This window comes from Tepidibacillus sp. HK-1, assembly GCF_001748485.2.
GTDB lineage: Bacteria > Bacillota > Bacilli > Tepidibacillales > Tepidibacillaceae > Tepidibacillus_B > Tepidibacillus_B infernus.
This window is the reverse complement of the sequence record NZ_BDGM02000028.1, coordinates 1-23,416: the sequence shown is the minus strand read 5'-3', so window position 1 is coordinate 23,416 and position 23,416 is coordinate 1. Positions and strand designations below refer to the sequence as shown.

Sequence of the window (23,416 nt, the reverse complement as noted above, 5' to 3'; positions counted from 1 at the left end):
AATTCATAAAAAAAATCATACCTAATTTGGCATGATTTGTAATGTATATTAGCTTATACGATTAAAGATATGAAGAATTAGAGGTGTTCCATAGATGATATAATTTCTCAGTAATAGCAGGTGTCATTTGCAACGTATATTTAGCAAAATAGGATCCTTCTAAAACATTTTTTAATTCTGCCCATGGCATGACTGAGAGGATATGAACCAATATAATCAGAATAAAAAGAATTTGGACAAGTCCTAATAATGCACCAGAAAGTCGATTTACAATGGCAATACCGGGTAAACTGGCAATCTGATGTAGAATGCTACCCCCAATATTCAAAATAAGCTTAGTACCAAAAAAGATAAGAAAGAATGCAATCGCATTATAAAACATTGTGGGAAGCTGAAAAGTTTCCGAAAATAAATACAAAGAAGACTGTTCAAATGTTGGCATAGGCACTACACTTTGTATCAAAGGTACTAATTCACCTGAAAAGCGATAGGCTAAATAAAGAGAAAGAAAAAAACCTATAAAGTGAATGAACTGACGAATTAAGCCTAACTGATAACCTCGAAAAATGGAGACAATGATGATGATCACAATAATCAGATCCATTGTATTCATCTTTTCACCTACTCTTCTTCTTCAATCAACTTTAACAATTCATCATACTCTTGTTTCAACCTAAAATATTCATCAGCAATATTCACCGCAGTAAGCACCGCAATTTTAGTTGTATCTAATCGAGGATTAGAATCCGCAATTTGTTTCATTCTTTCGTCAACATATCCAGCAACCATCCGCATATAATTTGAACTCGCTTTTCCCACAATTTTATACTGTTGTCCATAAATCATGACGGGTAGACGATTTTTTTGCTCTTCATTCACTTATAGAACCCCCTTGCTGCCTCTATATACTTCGATGTTGTAATACATTCTATAGAAAGGTATAAAATTCCTTCAATATAGACCAGTATATCATGATTTATAAGCGATGAGGGAAAAAAGAGGTCACCTTAAGTTTAGGCAACCTCTTGTAAATCGTCGATTTGCTTCATTGTTCGAAAAGGATTGTAATTATTTTCTTAATTCTGCGTGATACTTTTCCTTCAGTTGTTCCAGAATTTGTCCATGTCTCTTTGCTACTTCTTCATCTGTTAAGGTACGTTCTGGACTACGATAGATAAGTGAAAAAGCGATGCTTTTTTTATCTTCCCCTAATTGTTCACTCATGTAAACATCAAACAAGGTAAGATCCTCTAACAACTCTCTACCATTTTCATAAATAGTATCCATTAACGAGCTGGATTCTACATTTTTATCAACAACCACTGCTATATCCCTTTGAATTGCAGGATATTTTGGCAATGGCTGATATTCAATTTCTATATCTGCTAGTTCCAGAATGGTATTCAAATCTAATTCAAAACCATAGCATTCATCTAAATCATATTGAGTTTGAACTTCTGGGTGAATCTGACCAATATAACCGATGATTTTTTCCCCAATTTTGATCTCTGCTGTTCGACCAGGATGAAAGCCTTTTGCCCTAACCGCTTGATATTCGACATTTCTTAATCCTAAGCTAATAAATAAGTGTTCTAGAACCCCTTTTACTTCATAAAAATCTATGTTGTGTTCTTTGGATTGCCAATGTATGGGTAAGGAACCCATCATAAAACCTGCAACAGTCCATCTCTCAGAAGGAAGTTCAGTTAAATGAATTTCATTGGAAATAAAAGTGGCTCCTATTTCATATATACGAATATTATGATTGCGACGATTCACATTGTATTTAGCTATTTCTAACAATTGTGGGAGAAGTTGTGTTCTCAAAAATTGCCTTTCTTCACTCATTGGCATGGCTAAAGAAATAGGTCTTGGCTGATTCGCTAACCCTTGTAATATATCAAGTTGGGATTCTCCGATAAAAGTATAACTGATTACTTCCTGTAAACCAGAAACCTCCAGAAGATTTTTTATCATTCTACGAAGTTTTTGTTTTTTGGTTAACCCACCTTGGATATATTCGCCAATAGGTAATGTTGTCGGGATATGATCATACCCATAAATTCTTGCGATTTCTTCAATTAAATCCGCTTCAATCGTAACATCTGGTCTTCTAGTAGGAATGATTACCCTTAGGCCACTCGTTTCTTCTTCTACAGAAAAACCTAAGCGTTTCATAATAGCAACCATTTCTTGTACATCTAACTCAGTACCAAGAATTTGATTGATACGATCTGGCTTTAATGAAATCATCAATTCTGTTGGTTGTTCTAACTTTTCTTCTGTAATTCCACCTTCAATGCTACCCCCAGCATACTCTACTAATAATGCCGCTGCTCGATTTAATGCCGCATAGATTCGATTGGGGTCAACCCCTTTTTCAAAACGCATACTTGCTTCAGAACGAAGCCCAAGCTTTTTAGAGGTTGATCTGATGGAAAAGCCCTTAAAATAGGCTGATTCTAATAAAATTTGGGTTGTGTTTTTTGTAACTTCACTATTGGCAGCCCCCATTACTCCTGCGATAGCAATAGGTTTTACTCCATCGGTAATCAAAAGCATTTGTTCGTCTAATTCTCGTTCTTGGTCATCTAAGGTGACGATTTTTTCATTAGGTTTTGCCATCCGTACAACAACCTTTGCTTGATCCAATTTTTCAAAATCAAAGGCGTGTAAAGGCTGCCCGTATTCCAACATGACAAAGTTGGTAATGTCAACCACATTATTAATGGGTCTGATTCCTGCTGCAATCAGACGATTTTGCATCCATTGTGGAGAATCTGAAATTTTTACATTTTTAACTAGACGGGCTGCATAATGAGGACAGGCTTCAGGTGACTCAATCTTAATTTGAACAGAATGATTTTGGTCAATGTTATTCTCTAGATTTATTTCAGGTAGTTTTATATTCCTGTCTAAAATAGCGGCTACCTCATACGCAACACCAATCATGTTTAAACAATCTGAACGGTTTGGCGTTAAGTCCAACTCTAGGATGTAATCATTAAACCCTAACAAAGGTTCAATCGGCTCACCAATTTTGGCATCGTCTGAAAGAACTAGAATCCCTTCAGTTTTTTCTTTAGATAATAATTTTTCATTCATTCCTAATTCTTTGGCGGAACAAATCATCCCTTCAGAGTCAACTCCACGCAATTTTGCCTTTTTAATTTTAATATCTCCTGGTAAGGTAGCACCAACTAATGCGACAGGTACCTTTTGACCCTGTGCAACATTTGCCGCACCACAAATAATTTGTAAAGGTTCACCCTGACCCACGTCTACCTTACACAAACTTAATTTCTCGGCATTTGGATGCTGTTCTCGTTCTACTACATAACCGATTACTACTTTTTCTAAAGCAGGATTGCTTTTTTCTACAAGATCAACTGCTACACCACTACGAGTTAACTTTTCCGCTAATTCATAAGGATCGATATCTTGAATGTCAACATATTGGGATAACCATTGATAGGATACTCTCATCTTTTCTAACCTCCCTTAAACCCGTTTAAACTGATCTAAAAATCTTAAATCGTTGGTGTAAAAATGACGAATGTCGTCAATACCATATTTCAACATAGCGATCCTTTCTACACCCATACCAAAGGCAAAGCCGGAAAACTTTTCTGGATCATAGCCAGCCATCTCTAACACTTTTGGATGAACCATCCCTGAACCAAGGATTTCGATCCAACCAGTATTTTTACATGTTCGACAGCCATCTCCACCACACATCATACAGGATACATCTACCTCTGCACTTGGTTCTGTGAAAGGAAAGAAGCTTGGACGTAAGCGAATTTTTGCATGCTCGCCATACATTTTCTTAGCAAAATTAAGAAGCACCCCTTTTAAATCAGTCATGGTAATTTTTTCATCAACCACAAGTCCTTCAATCTGGATAAATTGATGGGAATGAGTCGCATCATCGTCATCTCTACGATAAACTTTTCCTGGACAAATGATTTTTACAGGAACATTTCCTTTTTTGTTTAGCATCGTCCGCACTTGAACAGGAGAAGTATGTGTCCGCATTAAGATTTCTTCTGTAATATAGAATGAATCTTGCATATCACGAGCAGGATGCTCTTTTGGTAAGTTTAATGCTTCAAAGTTATAGTAATCTGATTCTACTTCTGGACCTTCAGCTACCTCAAATCCCATACCGATAAAAATATCTTCAATTTCCTCAATCACTTTTGTTAATGGGTGCCTATTCCCTTGGCTTATTGGTTTACCAGGTAAAGTGACATCAATGGTTTCTTTCTCAAGTTTTTCTTCTAAAGCCTTGTTTTTTATTGCGGTCTCTTTTAAATTTAGACCCCTTTCAATTTCTTCCCTTATTTCATTAACCAACTTTCCAATGAGCGGGCGCTCTTCTGCTGAAACATTTGCCATCCCTCGTAATACTTCTGTGATGGGACCTTTTTTGCCTAAATATTTTACTTTTACTGCAGTTAAAGCTTGGATGTCATTTACTTGATCAATTTCCGTTAGAGCTTCTTGCTTCAATTGCTCTAATCGCTCCTTCATAACATTTCCTCCCTTGTATCATATACTTAAAAATAGCCCACAAAAAAAGAGGCCTTTCATCCTTGGCAAGGGACGAAAGACCGTGGTACCACCCTAATTTATGAACAATTAAACAAGATTGATTGTTCAACTTTAGTGTCTTAACGTAGACAAAACGGATTCTCCTACTGATCCTTTTCAGAGATCTGCTCCAGAGCGAACTTCAATAAAACCATCTTAGAGATGCTTCCAGTCTATGACATCTCCTCCCTAAAAGATGGGAATTTATCTACTCTTCTCTTTCCTCGCATTCAAATATAAAATTATATCTTTGGTTATTATGTATCATTATACTGATGTATAAGCTAGACTTCAAGCCCAACCCTTTTCCATTTGCCTTACTCTTTCGTATAAAATAAGCGTTGTGGCCATTGCTACATTTAGCGATTCTGCTTTCCCAACTAAAGGGATTTTTATCATTTCATCTACTTGTTGTTTTCTTGAATCAGACAACCCTTTTGCTTCATTTCCTACTATTATAGCCACTTTTTGTGTAAGATCAACATCAAAATAAGTTTTGCTTGCATATGGGCTTGTCCCAATCACTTTAACACCGTTTTTCTGTAACTTAGGAATAATTTGGTCTAATTCATCTTGTACGATTGACAGGTGAAAAATCGATCCCATCGCAGAACGGATTACCTTTGAATTGTATAGCTCGACTGTACTATTTCCTAAAATAATGCCTTGTACCCCGGCTGCATCTGCACTGCGAATAATTGTTCCTAGATTTCCAGGATCCTGAATTTGATCGATCAGCAAGTAAAAAGAAAATTGGTTTTCAAACAGTTTCTCTATCTCGATATTTTTCTTTTTTAATATAGCCAAAACCCCTTGGGGGGTTTCAGTATCTGATAATTTTTCAATCACAGGTGTTGATACGGAAACAATAGGAATGGACAAGTCATACTTCTCTAGATGAAGAGCTAATGATTCTGGAAGATCCTTTCCCTGATCAAAAATTAGGGCTTCAATTTCTTGTTTTGCATCGATCGCTTCCTCAATAAGTTTGATTCCTTCAATGATGTATAACCCTTGTTCTTGTCTTCCCTTTTTACTCTTTAGTTGATACCATGTCTTAATTCTAGGATTATTGATTGATTGAATGACTTCCATTTTTTTCTCACTTTCCATTCATGACAAAATCTTCAAACTTTCTTAAATCTTTATTATGTCCAATAACGACTAAGATATCCCCTGTTTTTATCATGTCATTTGCATCAGGGGCTACATTGATACGATGGTCATTCTTGATTGCCATGACGTTACATCCAAATCGTGCACGGATATTTAATTCAACCAAGCTTTTGTGGTTCATTTTTTCACTCGCAATAATTTCAACGATGCTATATTCATCAGACAGTTCGATGTAATCTAAAATATTCGGTGTAACCAGATTATGCGCTACCCTTGCTCCCATATCTCGTTCTGGAAAGACGACCTTTGAGGCTCCAATTTTATATAATACTTTTGCATGTAATTGATTTTGCGCTTTAACCACAATCGTTTCTACACCTAGTTCTTTTAAAAGTATAGTAGTTAAAATACTGGCCTGAATATTTTGTCCGATCGCGACAACAACCACATCAAAATTGCGGATTCCAAGTGCCTTTAACGCGGTTTCGTCAGTGGAGTCAGCTTGTACACAATGGGTAACCACGTTAACGTTTTCTTGAATCCTTTCTTCATTGATATCTATAGCCATCACTTCATAATGAAGATCATACAATTCTTTTGCAACACTTGATCCAAACCTGCCCAAACCAATCACTGCAAATTGCTTGCTCATATGGCTACTCCCTTCACCATGATTTTTTTATATTATATCATATCTACAAGCTCTTTTCCTAAAAACTAATGGTTTGATCAATATAGGGTATACTAAAAAAAAATTCCATAAAAGTGACCATTTCCTTACCATTAAATATAGGAGGTTAAAGAGATGAACATTGACCTACGTCAAGCTATCATTCAAAACATAAAAGGAAAAGATGAAGAACAATTAAAAGACATGATCAATACAGCGATTAAAGATCATGAAGAAAAAACCTTACCTGGATTAGGTGTCTTATTTGAAGTGATTTGGCAACACAGTGATTCACAATCACAGAACGAAATGATTGATGCACTAAGTAAAAATATATAAACACCAAAGAAAAAGAGGAAGAAGGAAAAGAATGAGCCATCCAACAGAGGAGACTCATTCTTTCTTTTTATCTAGCCATGATTTCTTTTACCGTCTTTTCATCTAATCGTTTAATGACTTTCACAAGTAAATTGACTGCTTGTTCAAAATCATCACGATGAAGAATCGCAGCATGGCTATGAATGTAACGTGTAGCGATCCCTATTACTGTAGAGGGGACTCCCTTTCCATACAAGTGAAAACGCCCTGCATCTGTTCCTCCCCCTGCTAATGCTTCATATTGAAAAGGAATGTTTTCTTCTTCAGCAATATCAACGACAAAATCCCTTAAGCCTCGATGAGGAACCATAGACGCATCAAATAATAAGATTTGTGGACCCTTTCCCATTTTACTTACTGCTTCATCATCTGTAACCCCTGGAGTATCGCCAGCGATTCCTACATCTATAGCAAAAGCAATATCTGGTTGAACGGTATTCACAGAAGTTTGTGCACCACGAAGACCCACTTCTTCCTGTACTGTACCTACTCCATATACAGTATTAGGGTGTTGTTCATCTTTTAATCGTTTAAGCACTTCTACTGCAATCGCACAACCAATCCGATTATCCCATGCTTTTGCCATTAACATTTTTGGATTTTTCATTACTGTAAATGGAGAAACCGGTATAATTGAATCTCCAGGACGTACACCGAATTCTTCAGCTTCTTCCTTACTGATTGCTCCAATGTCGATAAACATATCTTTTTTCTCAACTGGCTTCTTCCTAGCTTCAGGTGGTAAAATATGTGGTGGCTTAGAGCCAATGATACCAATCACTTCACCTTTTCTCGTATGTATCGTTACCCTTTGAGCAAGCATGACTTGTTCCCACCAACCGCCAAGGGGTTGAAACTTGATAAATCCATCATCTGTAATCCGTGTTACCATAAAAGCGACTTCGTCTAAATGTCCGGCAATTAAGATTTTAGGACCCTGATTTCCTTTTCTCGCAATTAAACTCCCTAAGTTATCAGTATAAACCTCATCAGCATAAGGTTCGATATACTTTCTCATCACTTCTCTAGCAGCTGCTTCATTCCCAGGTGCTCCTGGTGCTTCAGTTAATTCCTTAAACATTTGTAATGTCAAATCTTCCATTTTAACGCCCCTTTTCCATTGGAATTCCTATCCAATCTTATTATAGCGAATGATTAAAACTTTTAAAACATTTTCAACCAAATGTTCCCTTTCGATATTATTTACGATTTCCTAAGGAAAAATCATATATAACAAAAAAAGACTCCAAGGTTAAATTAAAATGTACCCTTTGTAAAGGACATTTTAAATTCTCTTAGAGCCTTTCATCATTCATTTCATTTAACGTAAAATTTAATTTTACGTGGGTCATTAAAACTTAATTTTGCGTACTCGTTTCTTTCATCTTTTTGATACCTAGTAGTTTGCCAAGGATAAAGGCAAAAATTGCAGCACTTGCACTAAAGAGCGCTCCCATTTTTGCTGCTCCTTGGATCACTGGATCAGTAAATGCAGCCCCTGCTACAAAGAGTGCGACTGTTAATCCCATCGCAGCAATGACACCAGCAAGGAATAATTCTTTCATTCCCATACCTGTTGGTAATGGGAAACCTAACATTTTGGCAATAGAACCTAAAGTAAAGATTCCCACCGTTTTTCCAACAAGTAATCCGACAAAGACTAACCAAGTCGTTGTTCCAATTTCAGAAAACTCTACACCGGCATTGGATAAGCCAAACATAAATAATCCGAAATCTACAAAGATTTTCCACTCATGTTCAAATTTCGTAAGGGTAGTATGAGAGGTCTCATCATCTTCAAATAAATGCCCATGTTCTTCTTTTGGATTTGGTAAAAATGGAATAATCACGACTAATGCTAGTGCAGGATGCAAATGCGCGTTGTGTAAACCTATCCAACTAAGAACTCCACCTAATAGGAGATAAGGCCAATAATTGGTTACTCCTTTTTTTCTTAATATAAAGGAAATTGCCATCCCTGCTAAGGTAACTAACAGCCAAATCGGTTCTACTGGATTCACAGGATCAGGATAAAAAATCGCAATGATCACTAACCCGATGGCATCATCTGCAATCGCTAATAATAATAAAAAGGAAACAGCTGGATGTTTATCACCAAAAACAAAGCGAGCAACTAGCCATGCAAGTGCAATATCAGTTGCTGTTGGAATCCCCCAACCCCTTAAATACTCTGGAGATCCTATGATTGAATTTAGTAGTAAATAAACAGCTACAGGCCCAAGTACCCCACCCATTGTAGCCATCAGTGGATTAACCGCTTTCTTTAATGGATTCAAATCTCCTCCAGGCGATAAGCTCTGAACAATCTCTACAGCAGCAATCGCAAAAAAGAAAACCATAAAGATATCATTTACAAAAAAATGAAAGCTAATCCCACTAAAAAACTCGCCTTCTACAAATGTCTCATAACTGTGAGGCGAAAGATTTGCCCATAATAAGGCGACAATAACTCCGGAGATCAATGGAATGGAGAACTCCCTTAAAAGATTGACTGTTTTCTGCACGTTGTTTTTTCCTCCCCTACATTTTAGTCTCACTAAAAAGAAATTTTATCACACTATCGTTTTTTAGTAAAATACTTTGGTTTATCAGGTGGATTATAATATACCGCTAGCAAAGTATTTTGTTCTTTTATTTCACCTATTGTTAAAAAAGCTTCGATATCAATAGGAACCACTTCAATCATGAAATGCTTATGTAGCTCATTTTCACTTAGGTTTAAATCCTCCATAAGGTCTTTCATCATTTCCTTTTGTTCTTTTTTGGTGAGGGTAAATTCCCACCATGTTTTTCTTGGCTTATGATTAAAATTAAGAAAATAATCAAGTTTCATCAAGCTCTGAGCTATCTCTAGATGTTGAATACCGGTATCGATTAAAAAATCATTTAACCTTGTATATAAGGTTTCTAATTGATGTCCAATTCGATTCCATCCTTTGCTTTCCCAATAATCTCCGAACTGCTGAAAGAAGTCAAAAGCCGAAGTAAATTCATACCGAATTAAGTATTCAATGGTTCGATTCATTCGCTGTGCATTCCAATATTTATCTAATACCTCTTCTACTCTTTTAATCCGAATGACATCTGAGAAAGAAAGAACGTTGTTTGCCAATATTTCATAGGGTGCTTTGTCCATATAAATATAACCATATTTTTTTGCTTCCTTCCAAATGGTCGTTCCTCTTAGCATTTTTAAAAACCCAAGCTGTAATTCCTCTGGTCTTAACTCAAATACATCGTTAAAGGTTTTTCGAAAGGATTCATAATCTTCTTCAGGAAGTCCTGCAATCAAGTCTAAGTGCTGATCAATTTTGGTACTTTCTTTTAATTTAAGTACCGTTTCACTAAGCTTTTTAAAGTTTTGTCGGCGATGAACTAAGGAATTGGTATAATCATTGGTTGATTGAACACCAATTTCAAAACGTAAGATCCCTTCAGGTGCATGGTCGATCAAATATTGGAGAACATCTTGCTTCATAATATCTGCAGTAATTTCAAATTGAAATACAGTACCTTGATGGTTTTCGATGAGAAATTGAAAGATTTCAAGTGCATATTTCTTATTGATATTAAAGGTTCGATCCACAAACTTAATTAACTTGACACCGCTTTTGATCAATCGAAGAAGATCTTCCTTTACCCTCTCTAATTCAAAATATCTGACACCTGTCTCAATCGAGGATAAACAATAAGCACAAGAAAAAGGACAACCTCTGCTAGCCTCAAAATAAACTATTCGATCTTTCAAAGACTGAAGATCTTCTAAATCTTGATAAGGACTTGGAATCTCATTCAAATCCAATTTAGGCTGTGATGCATTTACTCGATAGGTCTTCCCTTCTCTATAGGCAATCCCTAGAACTTCATCTAGAGGTCTTTTTGTTTCTAATGCTTGAAGTAGATGTAAAAAAGTTGCTTCTCCTTCCCCAACCACAATGACATCAATTTCTGGTACTCTTTCAAACCAATAAAGAAGATCATAGGAAACCTCAGGACCACCTAATACGATTCTGACTTCAGGTTTCACTTTTTTTAATAGTTGGATCAACTGAATCGTCTCTTCAATATTCCAAATATAACAAGAGAAGCCTACCACATCAGGGTCTTTTTGATAAATTTCACTGACCATATGTAATAACGGTTCTTTAATAGAGTATTCAAGAATCTCTATTTCTGGAAATTCATTTTGACTATATGCTTTAAGATAGCGTAAAGCTAATGAAGAATGAATATATTTTGCATTTAAAGTCGATAGAATAATCTTCAAATTGTATCCTCCCTATAGAAAACCATTGCAAAAAAACACCCCATAAGGGTGTTTTTATAAAAATTAAGCATTGATTTTTTCTTTTGCTAATTCTGCAAGGTCTGCAAATGCTTTTGCATCATTTACAGCTAAGTCAGCTAGCATTTTACGGTTAATATCTACGCCAGCTACTTTTAAACCATGCATAAATTTACTATATGAAAGACCATTCATACGTGCAGCTGCATTGATACGTGCAATCCATAATTTACGGAAGTCACGTTTACGCTGACGACGGTCACGATAAGCATATAACAATGATTTCATTACTTGTGCTTTTGCTGTTTTAAATAAACGGTGTTTTGAACCAAAATAACCTTTAGCAAGTTTTAAGATTTTTTTACGACGACGACGACTAACATATCCGCCTTTCACTCTTGCCATATCTATTCCCTCCTAGATTGCGAATCTTTTCGATGATTATAAGTAAGTTAACATTTGCTCAATACGCTTTTGGTCACCTTTACTTACTACCGCACTTTTACGTAATTGACGTCCACGCTTAGGACTTTTACCTTCTAAAAGGTGGCTTGTATATGCATGACTACGCTTAAGCTTTCCACTACCTGTTTTCTTAAAACGTTTTGCAGCTCCACGATGAGTTTTCATTTTTGGCATGACTATTTCCTCCAATCTATAACGACTATTATTTTGGCGCTAAAATCATGATCATACTTTTGCCTTCTAACTTAGGCTTGCGTTCAATGACTGAAATATCCTCTACTTCTTTTGCTAGACGATCTAAAACTTTTTCACCAATCGATTGGTGAGCAATTTCACGCCCACGGAAACGTATACTACATTTCACTTTATCGCCAGCTTTAAGGAACTTAATTGCACTACGAAGTTTCGTTTGAAAATCGTTTTCTTCAATTGTTGGACTAAGCCTAATCTCTTTAACATTGATTACTTTTTGATTTTTGCGAGCTTCTTTTTCTTTCTTGCTTTGCTCATATCTAAACTTACCATAGTTCATAATACGACAAACTGGCGGTTTAGCGGTAGGAGCAACATTTACCAAATCTAGATTCTTTTCCTCAGCTAATTTAAGCGCTTCTTTAAGCGGAAGAATCCCAATTTGTTCTCCATCTGGTCCAACTACACGAACTTCACGCGCACGAATTTCCTCATTTATTAAATGTTCTTTGCTAATAATCTGCCACCTCCAAAACATTCCTGGATAAAAAAGTAAAAAAGTGTAGACGCCAAGCGCCCACACTATCATTGATTCACCGATCATATAAACCTGTCAACCCCATGTCGATCAGGTGAGAAGCGGGCGCTTCTACTTCATATCCACTATATAAAAATTTACTAAATTATATTACCATAGTTGTTACTTATTTGTCAAACACAATAAAAAGATTGTTAGTTATTTGTTCTCTGATTAATTTGTTCAACCAATTGAGCAATGACTTGGTCAATCGCTTGTGCACCTAGATCCCCTTCTCCACGCTTACGAACAGATAAAGTACCGTTCTCCATCTCTTTATCCCCAATGACAAGCATATAAGGCACTTTTTGTAATTGTGCTTCACGAATCTTATATCCAATCTTTTCGTTACGATCATCTAATTGAACACGAATGCCTTTTTCTTGCATTCTTTTTAATACTTCTTTAGCATAATCATGATGAGGTTCAGCTATAGGTAGAAGTTTTGCTTGAACAGGTGCTAACCAAGTAGGGAATGCACCGGCATAATGTTCTGTAATGATCCCAATAAATCGGTCAATCGAACCCATAATCGCACGATGAATAACAACAGGGCGATGACGCTGATTGTCTTCCCCGATATAGTGTAAATCAAACTTTTCAGGCATTTGGAAATCAAGCTGAATCGTTGCCAATTGCCAGCTACGCTTCAATGCGTCAAGAATATGAAAATCAATTTTTGGGCCATAGAATGCGCCATCTCCTTCATTGATGGTGTATTCCATCCCTAAATGATCCAATACATTTTTTAATGCAGTCTCTGCTTGCTCCCATAATTCATCAGATCCCATCGAATCTTCTGGTCTTGTCGATAATTCAACTTTATAATCAAAACCAAATACACTGTAGATTTTATCAATCAACTTAATAACTTCTTTAATTTCCGATTCAATCTGATCAGGTCTTACGAAAATATGTGCATCATCCTGAGTAAAGGTACGAACCCGCATCATTCCATTTAATGCACCTGATAACTCATGGCGATGAACTTGGCCGAATTCAGCAATACGTAATGGAAGATCGCGATAAGAATGTAATTGATTTTTATAAATCAACATATGACCTGGGCAATTCATTGGTTTTAGTGCAAATTTGGTATCATCGACGTCAGTGAAATACATATTTTCTTTATAATGTTCCCAGTGTCCTGATTGCTCCCAGAGACGTTGATTCATCACAAGTGGAGTACGAACCTCTCTATATCCAGCTTCTTCTTGAAGTTTTCTTGAGAAATTCTCCAATTGGTTACGAATGATCATTCCATTTTCTAGGTAGAATGGCATTCCAGGAGCCTCGTCTGAGAACATATAGAGCTCTAATTCCCGACCTAGTTTGCGATGATCACGTTTTTTTGCTTCTTCTAAGAAATGTAAGTAATCTTCTAATTGATTTTCTTTAGGGAAAGAGGTTCCATAAATTCGTTGTAACATTTTGCGATCAGAATCCCCTCTCCAATAAGCACCAGCGATACTTAATAACTTAATCGCTTTAATTTTTCCTGTTGATGGTAAGTGAGGGCCACGGCAAAGGTCAAAGAATTCACCTTGTTCATAAATCGTAATTTCAGCATCCTCTGGTAACTCATTGATGATCTCCACTTTCAAATCATCATTTATTCCTTTGAAAATTTCCAATGCCTCTTCACGTGATACGACTTTTCTACGAATCGGTAAGTCTTCTTTAATGATTTTCTTCATTTCTCTTTCAATTTTTTCTAAATCCTCTGTTGAAAGTTGCTCTGGAATATCCATATCGTAGTAAAAGCCGTCTTCGATTACTGGACCAATACCAAATTTTGTCATAGGATACAAACGATTTACAGCTTGTGCTAATAAATGAGCAGAGCTATGACGATAGACTTCAAGCCCATCCTCACTATCTAACGTTACTACTTCTATCGAAGCATCCTCTTCAATTGGTAAATAGAGGTCTACCAATTTCCCATTCACTTTACCTGCAATGGCCTTTTTCTTTAAACCTGGGCTTATAGATGCAGCAATCTCTTCGATGGTGATACCCTTGTCGAACTCTTTAACAGAACCGTCTGGAAAAGTAATCTTAATCTTATTCATCCTTCATAACACTCCTTTTTAGTGATTTTGATGCAAAAAATTTTTTTCAATAAAAAAAGCACATTCATCCTCTATGGGACGATTGTGCCGTGGTTCCACCCAAATTCCATTTATTTTAATAAATGCTCATATTGATAACGGTGAATACCGATAATAGCTACTTTTCTTTCACTATTATGACTCAAAGGGGGTAAATCATCAATCCTGGTTAAGAATCTTTCAGCCAAGGATTCTCTCTCTAAAAACCGGTTTTTGATTATTCATGTCCTCATCATCGTCGATATAACTATTTTTTTAACTAAGTTTTTTAATAATTAGTATTATAAGAATGGCTATGATAAAAGTCAAGTTTCTCTATAGATTTAAATCTGGTTTGTTCCCTTTTACCAAGTAAATGACACTCTCTCCGATATTTGTAGCATGATCTCCAATTCGTTCGATATATCTGGCTACAAATGAGAGTAACATTGCTTGGCTTAGCGTTTCAGGTTTTTTGGTCATAATCTCTAATAAATCACGTAAAACCGTACTATACAATTTATCAACCTTATCATCAATTTCAGCTAAACCAAACGCTAACTCAACATTTTCCTCAATATAAGATTTTAATCCGTTCGTTAACATTTGTTTTACCATTTGCGCCATTTGAGGGATATCAACTAAGGGTTTTAATAAGTGGTCTTCTTCAATTCGAATCGTTACCTTCGCAATATCTCTTGATAAATCAGCCATTCTTTCTAAACTACTTGCAATTTTAATAGCTGCTATAATTTTCCTTAAATCTTTAGCAACTGGTTGTTGAGTAGCCACTAATTGAACGGCAAGTGTTTCAATTTGATCTTCCATTTCATTTACCTTAACATCATCCTCTACCACTTTTCTTGCTAAATCTTTATCCAAATTAGACAACGATTCAAGGGATTTTTCAATGGCTTCTTCAACAAGATTACCCATTTGCAACAAGTTTTGTTGCAAAGTATTCAATTCTTGATCAAAGCTTTTTCTTTGCACAGTGTATCATCTCCTTGTATTAACCAAAACGACCAGTTATATAATCCTCTGTCTTTTGGTTTTTAGGGTTTGAAAAGATTTTAACAGTATCATCATATTCAATCAACTCACCATTTAGGAAAAAGGCAGTTTTATCAGACACACGAGCCGCTTGTTGCATATTATGAGTGACGATGATGATTGTATACTTATCCTTTAAAGAATGAACCAATTCTTCAACTCTTAATGTAGAAATCGGGTCAAGTGCAGATGTTGGTTCATCCATCAATATTACATCTGGTTCTACTGCTAAGGTTCTAGCAATACATAGACGTTGTTGTTGACCACCTGATAACCCCATGGCATTTTTGTTTAAACGATCCTTGACCTCGTCCCAAAGATTAGCCTGAATTAAACTAGTCTCTACTTTTTCATCTAAGATTTTTTTATTTTTCGTTCCATTTAAACGTAAGCCAGCAATCACATTATCGTAAATCGACATCGTCGGGAATGGATTAGGTTTCTGAAAAACCATCCCAATTCGGTGGCGTACGCTTACTGGGTCTATATTCGTATCATAAATGTTTTGGCCATCAACGATGATTTCACCAGTAACTCGTGCTCCTTCAATCACTTCATGCATGCGATTGATCGTACGAATAAATGTAGATTTCCCACAACCAGACGGTCCAATTAAAGCTGTAACTTGTTTATCTTTTATATCCAAATTTATATCTCTTATAGCATGAAAATCTCCATACCAAGCGTTCAAATTATTTACTTGAATTGACATAGATTCCACCTCATTTAATGTATGACGATAAGTAAGATGAGTTCACAAGATAACCCACAAAAGTGACATCCTCCTTCGAACCGTATTCCGATTACTTTTGCGAGAACCCTAGAAAAATTAAGCTCTACTTCTTGTGAGAAAACGTGCAGACACATTAAGAACTAAAATTAGAAGGATCAACACTAATGCCCCTGCCCAAGCTTGAGCTTTCCAGTCTGCATATGGAGAGATCGCATAGTTAAAGACCTGAACGGGGATAGAAGCCATAGGCTCTAGTAAAGTTCTGCTAAAATAAATATTTCCAAACGCCGTAAATAATAATGGTGCTGTTTCTCCAGATACACGTGCAACAGCTAACATAATTCCAGTTACAATTCCCCTCATTGCAGAAGGTAAAACAATGAATAAAATAACTCTCCATTTAGGTAACCCTAATGCTAATCCAGCTTCGCGAATATCACTTGGGATTAATTTTAACATTTCCTCTGTTGTACGTGTAACCGCAGGAATCATAATAAATGCTAATGCAACTCCTCCAGCAATCGCTGTAAAACCACCCATGGAAATGACTAATAAAGTGTAGACGACAATACCAACAACGATGGAAGGGACACCAATTAAAATATCAGTAAGAAAACTAATGGACTTACCCAACCTATTTCTCCCATATTCAGATAAAAAGATCCCTGACATGAGACCAACAGGAATACCTATAATTGAAGCAATTAAAATTAAAGTAAACGTTCCAATGATTGCATTTGCTATTCCACCACCTTCAACTCCAGGGGGAGTTGGCGTATGAATGAAAAAACTTAAATTTAATGCAGGTAAACCTTTCATAATAACATATCCAAAAATACTAAACAGTGGAATTAAGGCAGTTACTGTTGCAATAATTGTGAGAATAACCATTATTTTACTTTTTATCTTTCTGTTCTTAAGTGATTTCATCATTTCACCTCTTGAGTTCCTTTTGAAACTGACCAAACCAATAATCTTGCAATAATATTTATAAGTAAAGTAACCCCGAACAAGACCAAACCAATTTCAATCAATGCAGATAAGTACAGATTTGATGAAGCTTCAGTAAATTCATTGGCTATTACACTTGCCATCGTATAGGCTGGATCAAAAATAGATTTTGGGACAGAAGGTCTATTCCCGATAACCATCGTTACTGCCATCGTTTCACCAATTGCTCGTCCTAACCCAATAATCATACCACCTAATATTCCCGTTCTTGCATAGGTTAAAACAGCTGTTCGAATCATTTCCCATTTGGTTGCTCCTAAAGCTAGAGCTGCTTCACGTTGTGTATTTGGTACAGTTGCAATTACTTCTTTTGAAATTGATGCAATTGTAGGGATAATCATAATAGCTAAGATCACACCAGCTGTAAATAAACTCACGCCATACGCCGGACCTGAAAAATAAGGTATAAATTCTCCTAATGTATTAATAAAAATAGGTGCGATATAGTTCCGTAAAAATGGAGCTAAAATAAACATTCCCCACAAGCCATACACAATTGAAGGGATTGCTGCTAATAATTCAATCATAAATCCTACCGAGTTTCGAACCCATTTAGGTGCTATTTCTACTAAATAGATGCCAATCCCAACACTAATCGGCGTTGCAATGAGAAGTGCAATAAGTGAAGAAACCACTGTCCCATAAATAAAAGGCCAAGCTCCAAATTGTTCTTCAACTGGATTCCATTTCGAGTCAAAAATATAATCCCACCCAAACTCAGCAATCGATAACTTCGATCCAGAATACATTTCATAAATCATTAAGAAAAGTAGAAACATAACTGAAAAACCAAATAGATAAGCGATTCCCTTAAAGATTTTGTCTCCGTAATGTTTTTTCAAGCGATACACCCCTTACCAAGCTAAAATACACAGCAAAAAACCCTGTTATTTAGGGTTTTTTGCCATCCGTATGTCATTTTACTATTTCACTTGAACTTTGTCTAATTGTTTAACATCTAAATCTTGAATTTCTTTTGGTAATGGAGCATATTGTAACTCTTCAGCAAATTTTTGTCCTTCAGTAACAGCATATTTTAAGAAGTCGACCACTTGTTGAGTACGTTCCTTATCCATTGGGGAATTCTCATAAACCAATAACCATGTTGTTCCAACGATTGGATAACTATTTGCACCAGGTTGGTTTACTAAAGATATTTTCATATCTTCAGGCATATTTGCTACTGCTCCAGCAGCTGCGGCAGAAACTGTTTCAAGCGTTGGAGCCACAAAATTGCCATCCTTATTTTGAAGCTCGACTGCTGTCATTTTATTCTCAATAACGTAGGCTAATTCAACATAACCAATCGTACCAGGCTCATTTTGAATTTGTCCAGCTACACCCTCATTACCTTTTGCACCAATACCTTCAACTGGCCATTCGATTGATTTACCAACTAAGTTATCACCCCAAATTTCGGGTACTGCAGCATTTAGGTAGCTAGTAAAAATATAAGTTGTTCCTGATCCATCAGAACGATGTGTTACTTTAATCTCTTCATCTGGTAAGTTTACACCTGGATTAATATCGGTGATTTTTTTATCATTCCATTTTGTAATTTTTCCTGTGTAAATTTCTCCTAATACTTGTGGAGTTAATTTTAATTTATCTACACCTTCTAAATTATAAGTAACGGCAACCCCACCCAATGTTACTGGAATGTGAAGCACATTTCCACCTGCTTGATTGATCTCGTCTTCTTTCATAGGCGCGTCAGATGCAGCAAAATCTACTGTTTTCTTTATCAATTGCTGAATTCCGCCACCACTACCAATTGATTGATAGTTTACTTTAACACCTTTAGCATTTGCATAATCTGGAATCATTCTTTGTAATAATGGGTTAACGAAAGAGGAACCAGCTCCGTTTAATAGTATATCTTTACCCGCAGCATCTCCACCTTGCTGTGTTTGTTCTCCGCCTTGTTGATTTGGTTGATTTTGAGCAGCACATGCTCCTAAAGTAAAGACAATCACTAATGCTAGGAAGAGTAAGCCTAATTTTTTAAAGTTCACTTTCAAAAGCCCCCTTGAATTTTTTGATTTGTTTTCCTTACAAGTTTGAGTATACTTTGTCCATATCAAGCTAGCGTTAATGAATTGTTAAGGAATTGTAAATTTTGATCTGTTTTTTTATTTTTTCCGTTTTTATTATGATTCATCCATACTCATATGAGTTATCTCTGCTATAAGAAGAAAAGAATATTAGGAAGACATTGATGACAGAAAAAAATGAGCGATAGCAAGCGCTATCGCCTTTTTCATATATAATGTGGGGTCAAATCTATGTCACATGTTTATTTTAACGACACATTGTTGATAAATTATTAAACAAATGTAAAATTAAATTAAATAAAAAAGTAGCTATCAAAAGCTACTATTTTATTTGCAATATGAAATTCATCTGATAATGATGTCATTCGACGTCGTACTCGAAAATTAATGAAAATTAATATAGTGCACTCTCTGAATATATTAATGGTGCCGAGGACCGGACTTGAACCGGTACGGTAGTCACCTACCGCAGGATTTTAAGTCCTGTGCGTCTGCCAATTCCGCCACCCCGGCACGTTAATGGAGTACCCTAAAGGGCACAACTGTATTCGCTTGCTAGAAGTAAAATCGACGTAGCTGCGCTCAAATATATGGAGCGGACGACGAGATTCGAACTCGCGACCCTCGCCTTGGCAAGGCGATGCTCTACCACTGAGCCACGTCCGCAAATAAACATTAACTTTAAATAGTTGTCCATTTTTCATTTAAAAAATGGTGGTTCGGGACGGAATCGAACCGCCGACACGAGGATTTTCAGTCCTCTGCTCTACCGACTGAGCTACCGAACCTCTTTTGAGACATCAATTATCATACCATTAAAACGAATAAATGTCAATTTAATCTTTTTTTGACTTCATATATTCAAACGTATTCTTGCCTGTAGAATATAAACCAACTGCAATAACTCCATCATTTATTCCCTGTCTGATTGATTCGATAATTTGATGGTCAGCAAATAATAATGCATTCCCTATATTAAGCAAAACGATAAGCAATAGTGTAGTCCATGCTCTTAGCTTTTTAGGAATATGGATATAATCACTTAGAAATGGGGTTAAAGACATGGCTAAAGCTATAATAATACCCATTTCAATCATCATTCTTCCCCCCTTCAGAAAACTAAAAAGATAGCTAATATATTATATGAAAATAATGTATTTTTTCTTATGTGATCACCCATCCATTTATTTTTTGTTCTCTCGCTCAGAAAAGAATGATTACTTATTAGTATTTATTAAAAAAATCATTGAAAAAATAATCGAGACTTGTATAAAATATGAGTTAGAGACATACCGCCTAAGGTATCTTTGTTCCATGTTCAATATTGAACAAAGTTTGGCCTAGGCAATTCTCTTTATAGAACCAAAGTTAAGGGAGGGTAAAAAAAATGGCTAAAAACATTGTAATTCTTGGTGGTGGAACCGGTGGAACCATGGTTGCTAACCACTTGGCAAAAGGATTAAATCACGAAATTAAAAATGGTGAAGTAAAACTTACCATGATTACTGCAGAAGAGGATCATATCTATCAACCAGGTTATCTCTTCATTGCTTTTGGTTTGCAAAATCCTGAGCATTATGTAAAAAAACAGAAAGCTTTAGTACATCCACATGTAAACCTCGTCATCGCTGATGCAACATTGATCGACAAAAATAAAAAAGTAATCAAAACAAACAAAGGTGACTTCACTTATGATTATTTAGTCATCGGTACAGGTGCAATTCCTCGTTTCGACTTAATTCCTGGCTTACCTGAAGCTGGTGATGACTTCTATACAATGGAGGGTGCTCTTAAACTAAGAGAAAAAATCACAAACTTCCAAGGTGGTAAGATCGTTATTACACTTGGCCAACCTCATAAATGCCCAGTTGCACCTATTGAATTGTATTTAATGTTACATGAATTCTTTGAAAAGAAAGGTATTCGAGAAAAGGTTGAGCTCGTTTATACCTATCCGCTTGAGGAAGTTCATCAGGCAGTTAAGGTTGCTAAATGGTTAAAACCTGAACTTGAAAAACGTAATATCCGTTATGTTACTCAATTCGTGCCTGCAAAAGTAGATCCAGCGAGAAAGATTCTTACTTCCAAGGACGGAAAAGAAGAATCCTTTGATCTGTTAATTTCAATTCCACCTCATCGCGGAGCAAAAGTTATCTTCGATTCTAAACTTGGTAATGAAATGGGCTTTATTCCGACTAATCAATACACTTTAAAATCTGAAGTAGATCCTTCTATTTATGTAGTTGGAGATGCAACTGCAATCCAAATTAGTAAAGCTGGTTCTACAGCTCACTATGAGTCTGAATATGTTGCTAAAAATATTGAGCAAGAACTTCATGGCCAAACACCTACTCACTTCTATGATGGAAAAGTTTTCTGTTTTATCGAAGCAGGTCTAGAAGAAGGAACTTACATTAATATGGATTATAAAAATCCTCCAAATCCAGTTCCACCATCTGCTATGATCCATTGGTTTAAACATGCATTTAACGAAATGTATTGGATGACAGCTCGAGGACTATTATAGAAAGGAAAAGGGGTGTAAAAAATGAGTGTGACAATGGAAGAATGTAAGAATACGTTAGAATTAACTGAACAAGAATTAAATACCTTAAAAGAATTAGTACAAACAATTAATACTATGAAAGAGCAAAATGTATTAAAAGATTTATTAGATTTAGCTCACTTCATTTCCGGTGCAACAAGAGCATTAAACTCAGGGGCAGTAATTAAAATGGCTAATATCGCAGGGACAGCAGTAGAAACTGGAGATAGAGTACTAGCTGATTTAGGTGGCATGGAAACGATTAATAAAGTGCTAGATGCCGTTGAACAGGCAAAAGAAGATATAAAACATGATACCTCTAAAGTTGGCTTTGGATCATTGTTAAAGCTAATGAAAGATCCAGGTGTTCAAAATGGATTAAAGTTTATGCTTGCTGTTACAAAAAATTTATCTAAGTAATTCTAACCTATAAACGACAAAGAAGGCCTTACTTAGTATGATTTAAAGTAGGTCTTCTTCTTTTTTTATGAAAGCTCATAGTGGTCGGGATGACAGGATTTGAACCTGCGACCCCCACGTCCCGAACGTGGTGCTCTACCAAGCTGAGCCACATCCCGATCAATTGTGTACTATATATTTTAAAAATGTTAAGCACAATTTGTCAAGGTTTAAAGATCGCCAGGCGCCGGTTGATCTACACCTCTAATACGATGCTTGTGTCCGACATTTTTTGTTGTATAGAAATCATAGTAATGAACATGCCTTCCACTGCCCACTGGAATAGCTGGACTAGAGTATGCTTCGTAATAATGTGTATGACCATTTTCAAACAAAACGTAACCTTCGACAGAATGGATATGTCCCCCATCACTAGTTAGTATTGGTGGTGAAGTAATATCTAGGCATTGATGAACATGATCTAATTCGATTGAAGTATAATCCACAGAACCATGGGTATGGTTTGGCACAAGACCTGGATAAGCATCATCTTTTCCTATTTTCTTCATTATTATCATCTCTCCTTTATAGGTGTATATCTCACAATACAAATACTATGTAAATGTCTAGCATTTGATTGTACTATAGCCTATTAAGGAGTAAATGTTTTGTAATATTTAAGTATGGTGGAGCATAGCACACCTAGAAATTAAAGAGCTGGTTTTTATGAAAAAAAATAAATAGTACGGATATCCTATTTTTACTATTATTCATGACTACACTAAATGATATTGATTTTACGAATTGGTTAGATTACGTTGCTGTTGAGAGTTTCACTGTTTGGATTGGAATGATGATCTACAAATTGAAGTTAATGAGGAGGAAAAAAAACCGCCCTTATGATGATTAGGGGGCAGACATTTTCGGTTTAGATCTAAAAGCGAATTTGCTTATTGGTTTTATTGATGGTGGAGCATAGGGGGCTCGAACCCCTGACCTCTACACTGCCAGTGTAGCGCTCTCCCAGCTGAGCTAATGCCCCATTCTTAAGACAAAAATTATTATAGCATCCTCTTCATTTACATTCAACACTTTCAAACCTAAAGTCTGAGTCAAGTATTTGTGGGAGGAATTTTATTCCATCCACATTTACGTAAGCGTATTCATATTTTATGGGTTTTCCAAAGTAAAATCATATATTATTTTTTAAAATCCTTTTAATTCCTTTAGT

23 protein-coding genes, 5 tRNA genes and 3 other annotated features are annotated in these 23,416 nt (G+C 36.0%); of the genes, 3 read left to right on the top strand and 25 right to left on the bottom strand.

The window, feature by feature from the left end:
* Positions 1-61 precede the first annotated feature (61 nt).
* The 6 genes from BEN26_RS12550 to BEN26_RS12525 form a co-directional block, all read right to left on the bottom strand.
* On the bottom strand, positions 62-613 hold the full coding sequence (locus tag BEN26_RS12550) for a CvpA family protein (RefSeq protein ID WP_069797477.1): 552 nt from the start codon (positions 611-613) through the stop codon (positions 62-64).
* Between the two features lie 8 nt (positions 614-621).
* Positions 622-879, bottom strand: a complete 258-nt coding sequence (gene zapA / locus BEN26_RS12545; protein WP_068722807.1) for a cell division protein ZapA — start codon at positions 877-879, stop codon at positions 622-624.
* A 189-nt stretch (positions 880-1,068) separates the two neighbouring features.
* Complete coding sequence (pheT, locus tag BEN26_RS12540) at positions 1,069-3,486, bottom strand: phenylalanine--tRNA ligase subunit beta (protein ID WP_069797479.1); 2,418 nt, start codon at positions 3,484-3,486, stop codon at positions 1,069-1,071.
* 15 nt (positions 3,487-3,501) lie between these two features.
* Entirely contained in the window at positions 3,502-4,536 is a 1,035-nt protein-coding gene (gene pheS, locus BEN26_RS12535; protein WP_069797481.1) for a phenylalanine--tRNA ligase subunit alpha, read from the bottom strand.
* A 65-nt stretch (positions 4,537-4,601) separates the two neighbouring features.
* Positions 4,602-4,830 (bottom strand) — a binding site (T-box leader).
* 57 nt (positions 4,831-4,887) lie between these two features.
* On the bottom strand, positions 4,888-5,691 hold the full coding sequence (locus tag BEN26_RS12530; protein ID WP_069797528.1) for a TrmH family RNA methyltransferase: 804 nt from the start codon (positions 5,689-5,691) through the stop codon (positions 4,888-4,890).
* 7 nt (positions 5,692-5,698) lie between these two features.
* Positions 5,699-6,364 carry a potassium channel family protein gene (locus tag BEN26_RS12525; protein ID WP_068722801.1) on the bottom strand — a complete coding sequence of 222 codons (666 nt, stop codon included), beginning with the start codon at positions 6,362-6,364 and terminating at the stop codon, positions 5,699-5,701.
* Positions 6,365-6,517: 153 nt separating this feature from the next.
* Here BEN26_RS12525 and sspI point away from each other — a divergent pair, with 153 nt between their 5' ends.
* Positions 6,518-6,721, top strand: coding sequence for a small acid-soluble spore protein SspI (sspI, locus tag BEN26_RS12520; RefSeq protein WP_068722796.1), 204 nt, complete (start codon positions 6,518-6,520; stop codon positions 6,719-6,721).
* Between the two features lie 67 nt (positions 6,722-6,788).
* On the opposite strand, the gene BEN26_RS12515 is transcribed toward sspI, so the two are convergent.
* From BEN26_RS12515 to BEN26_RS12440, 16 genes are all read right to left on the bottom strand, one after another.
* Complete coding sequence (locus BEN26_RS12515) at positions 6,789-7,862, bottom strand: M42 family metallopeptidase (RefSeq protein WP_069797483.1); 1,074 nt, start codon at positions 7,860-7,862, stop codon at positions 6,789-6,791.
* 256 nt (positions 7,863-8,118) lie between these two features.
* Complete coding sequence (locus BEN26_RS12510) at positions 8,119-9,285, bottom strand: Na+/H+ antiporter NhaA (protein WP_069797485.1); 1,167 nt, start codon at positions 9,283-9,285, stop codon at positions 8,119-8,121.
* 53 nt (positions 9,286-9,338) lie between these two features.
* Positions 9,339-11,048 carry a B12-binding domain-containing radical SAM protein gene (locus BEN26_RS12505; protein WP_069797487.1) on the bottom strand — a complete coding sequence of 570 codons (1,710 nt, stop codon included), beginning with the start codon at positions 11,046-11,048 and terminating at the stop codon, positions 9,339-9,341.
* A gap of 63 nt (positions 11,049-11,111) precedes the next feature.
* Positions 11,112-11,471 (bottom strand): 50S ribosomal protein L20, encoded by a 360-nt coding sequence (gene rplT, locus BEN26_RS12500; protein ID WP_069797489.1) that lies wholly within the window; start codon positions 11,469-11,471, stop codon positions 11,112-11,114.
* 36 nt (positions 11,472-11,507) lie between these two features.
* Positions 11,508-11,705: a 50S ribosomal protein L35 gene (gene rpmI / locus BEN26_RS12495; RefSeq protein WP_069797491.1), complete on the bottom strand. Its 198-nt coding sequence runs from the start codon at positions 11,703-11,705 to the stop codon at positions 11,508-11,510.
* Positions 11,706-11,733: 28 nt separating this feature from the next.
* Complete coding sequence (infC, locus tag BEN26_RS12490; RefSeq protein WP_069797530.1) at positions 11,734-12,261, bottom strand: translation initiation factor IF-3; 528 nt, start codon at positions 12,259-12,261, stop codon at positions 11,734-11,736.
* Between the two features lie 10 nt (positions 12,262-12,271).
* Positions 12,272-12,384: a sequence feature (ribosomal protein L20 leader region), on the bottom strand.
* Between the two features lie 71 nt (positions 12,385-12,455).
* Positions 12,456-14,372 (bottom strand): threonine--tRNA ligase, encoded by a 1,917-nt coding sequence (gene thrS, locus BEN26_RS12485; RefSeq protein WP_069797493.1) that lies wholly within the window; start codon positions 14,370-14,372, stop codon positions 12,456-12,458.
* 71 nt (positions 14,373-14,443) lie between these two features.
* Positions 14,444-14,656 (bottom strand) — a binding site (T-box leader).
* Positions 14,657-14,726: 70 nt separating this feature from the next.
* Positions 14,727-15,383 (bottom strand): phosphate signaling complex protein PhoU, encoded by a 657-nt coding sequence (gene phoU, locus BEN26_RS12480; RefSeq protein ID WP_082732314.1) that lies wholly within the window; start codon positions 15,381-15,383, stop codon positions 14,727-14,729.
* Between the two features lie 19 nt (positions 15,384-15,402).
* Positions 15,403-16,155: a phosphate ABC transporter ATP-binding protein PstB gene (gene pstB, locus BEN26_RS12475; protein ID WP_069797494.1), complete on the bottom strand. Its 753-nt coding sequence runs from the start codon at positions 16,153-16,155 to the stop codon at positions 15,403-15,405.
* A gap of 117 nt (positions 16,156-16,272) precedes the next feature.
* On the bottom strand, positions 16,273-17,106 hold the full coding sequence (gene pstA / locus BEN26_RS12470) for a phosphate ABC transporter permease PstA (protein WP_084818689.1): 834 nt from the start codon (positions 17,104-17,106) through the stop codon (positions 16,273-16,275).
* Entirely contained in the window at positions 17,106-18,038 is a 933-nt protein-coding gene (gene pstC / locus BEN26_RS12465) for a phosphate ABC transporter permease subunit PstC (RefSeq protein ID WP_069797498.1), read from the bottom strand. The genes pstA and pstC overlap by 1 nt, the downstream gene beginning before the upstream one ends.
* A gap of 72 nt (positions 18,039-18,110) precedes the next feature.
* On the bottom strand, positions 18,111-19,202 hold the full coding sequence (gene pstS, locus BEN26_RS12460) for a phosphate ABC transporter substrate-binding protein PstS (protein ID WP_084818690.1): 1,092 nt from the start codon (positions 19,200-19,202) through the stop codon (positions 18,111-18,113).
* Between the two features lie 463 nt (positions 19,203-19,665).
* Positions 19,666-19,754, bottom strand: a tRNA-Leu gene (locus tag BEN26_RS12455).
* A gap of 78 nt (positions 19,755-19,832) precedes the next feature.
* Positions 19,833-19,907 (bottom strand) — tRNA-Gly (locus BEN26_RS12450).
* A 46-nt stretch (positions 19,908-19,953) separates the two neighbouring features.
* A tRNA-Phe gene (locus BEN26_RS12445) sits at positions 19,954-20,029 on the bottom strand.
* Positions 20,030-20,077: 48 nt separating this feature from the next.
* Positions 20,078-20,338 carry a hypothetical protein gene (locus BEN26_RS12440; protein ID WP_069797502.1) on the bottom strand — a complete coding sequence of 87 codons (261 nt, stop codon included), beginning with the start codon at positions 20,336-20,338 and terminating at the stop codon, positions 20,078-20,080.
* 290 nt (positions 20,339-20,628) lie between these two features.
* On the opposite strand from BEN26_RS12440, the gene BEN26_RS12435 reads away from it, so the two are divergent.
* Both BEN26_RS12435 and BEN26_RS12430 read left to right on the top strand, forming a co-directional pair.
* Positions 20,629-21,768 carry an NAD(P)/FAD-dependent oxidoreductase gene (locus BEN26_RS12435; RefSeq protein WP_069797504.1) on the top strand — a complete coding sequence of 380 codons (1,140 nt, stop codon included), beginning with the start codon at positions 20,629-20,631 and terminating at the stop codon, positions 21,766-21,768.
* Between the two features lie 21 nt (positions 21,769-21,789).
* Positions 21,790-22,206, top strand: coding sequence for a DUF1641 domain-containing protein (locus tag BEN26_RS12430; protein WP_069797505.1), 417 nt, complete (start codon positions 21,790-21,792; stop codon positions 22,204-22,206).
* 81 nt (positions 22,207-22,287) lie between these two features.
* Here BEN26_RS12430 and BEN26_RS12425 read toward each other — a convergent pair.
* The 3 genes from BEN26_RS12425 to BEN26_RS12415 all read right to left on the bottom strand — a co-directional run bounded on the left by BEN26_RS12425 (position 22,288) and on the right by BEN26_RS12415 (position 23,227).
* Positions 22,288-22,364 (bottom strand) — tRNA-Pro (locus tag BEN26_RS12425).
* A gap of 51 nt (positions 22,365-22,415) precedes the next feature.
* The gene (locus BEN26_RS12420) at positions 22,416-22,754 is read right to left on the bottom strand and encodes a YmaF family protein (RefSeq protein WP_068722769.1); all 339 of its coding nucleotides are present in this window, start codon (positions 22,752-22,754) and stop codon (positions 22,416-22,418) included.
* A 397-nt stretch (positions 22,755-23,151) separates the two neighbouring features.
* Positions 23,152-23,227 (bottom strand) — tRNA-Ala (locus BEN26_RS12415).
* Positions 23,228-23,416 lie beyond the last annotated feature (189 nt).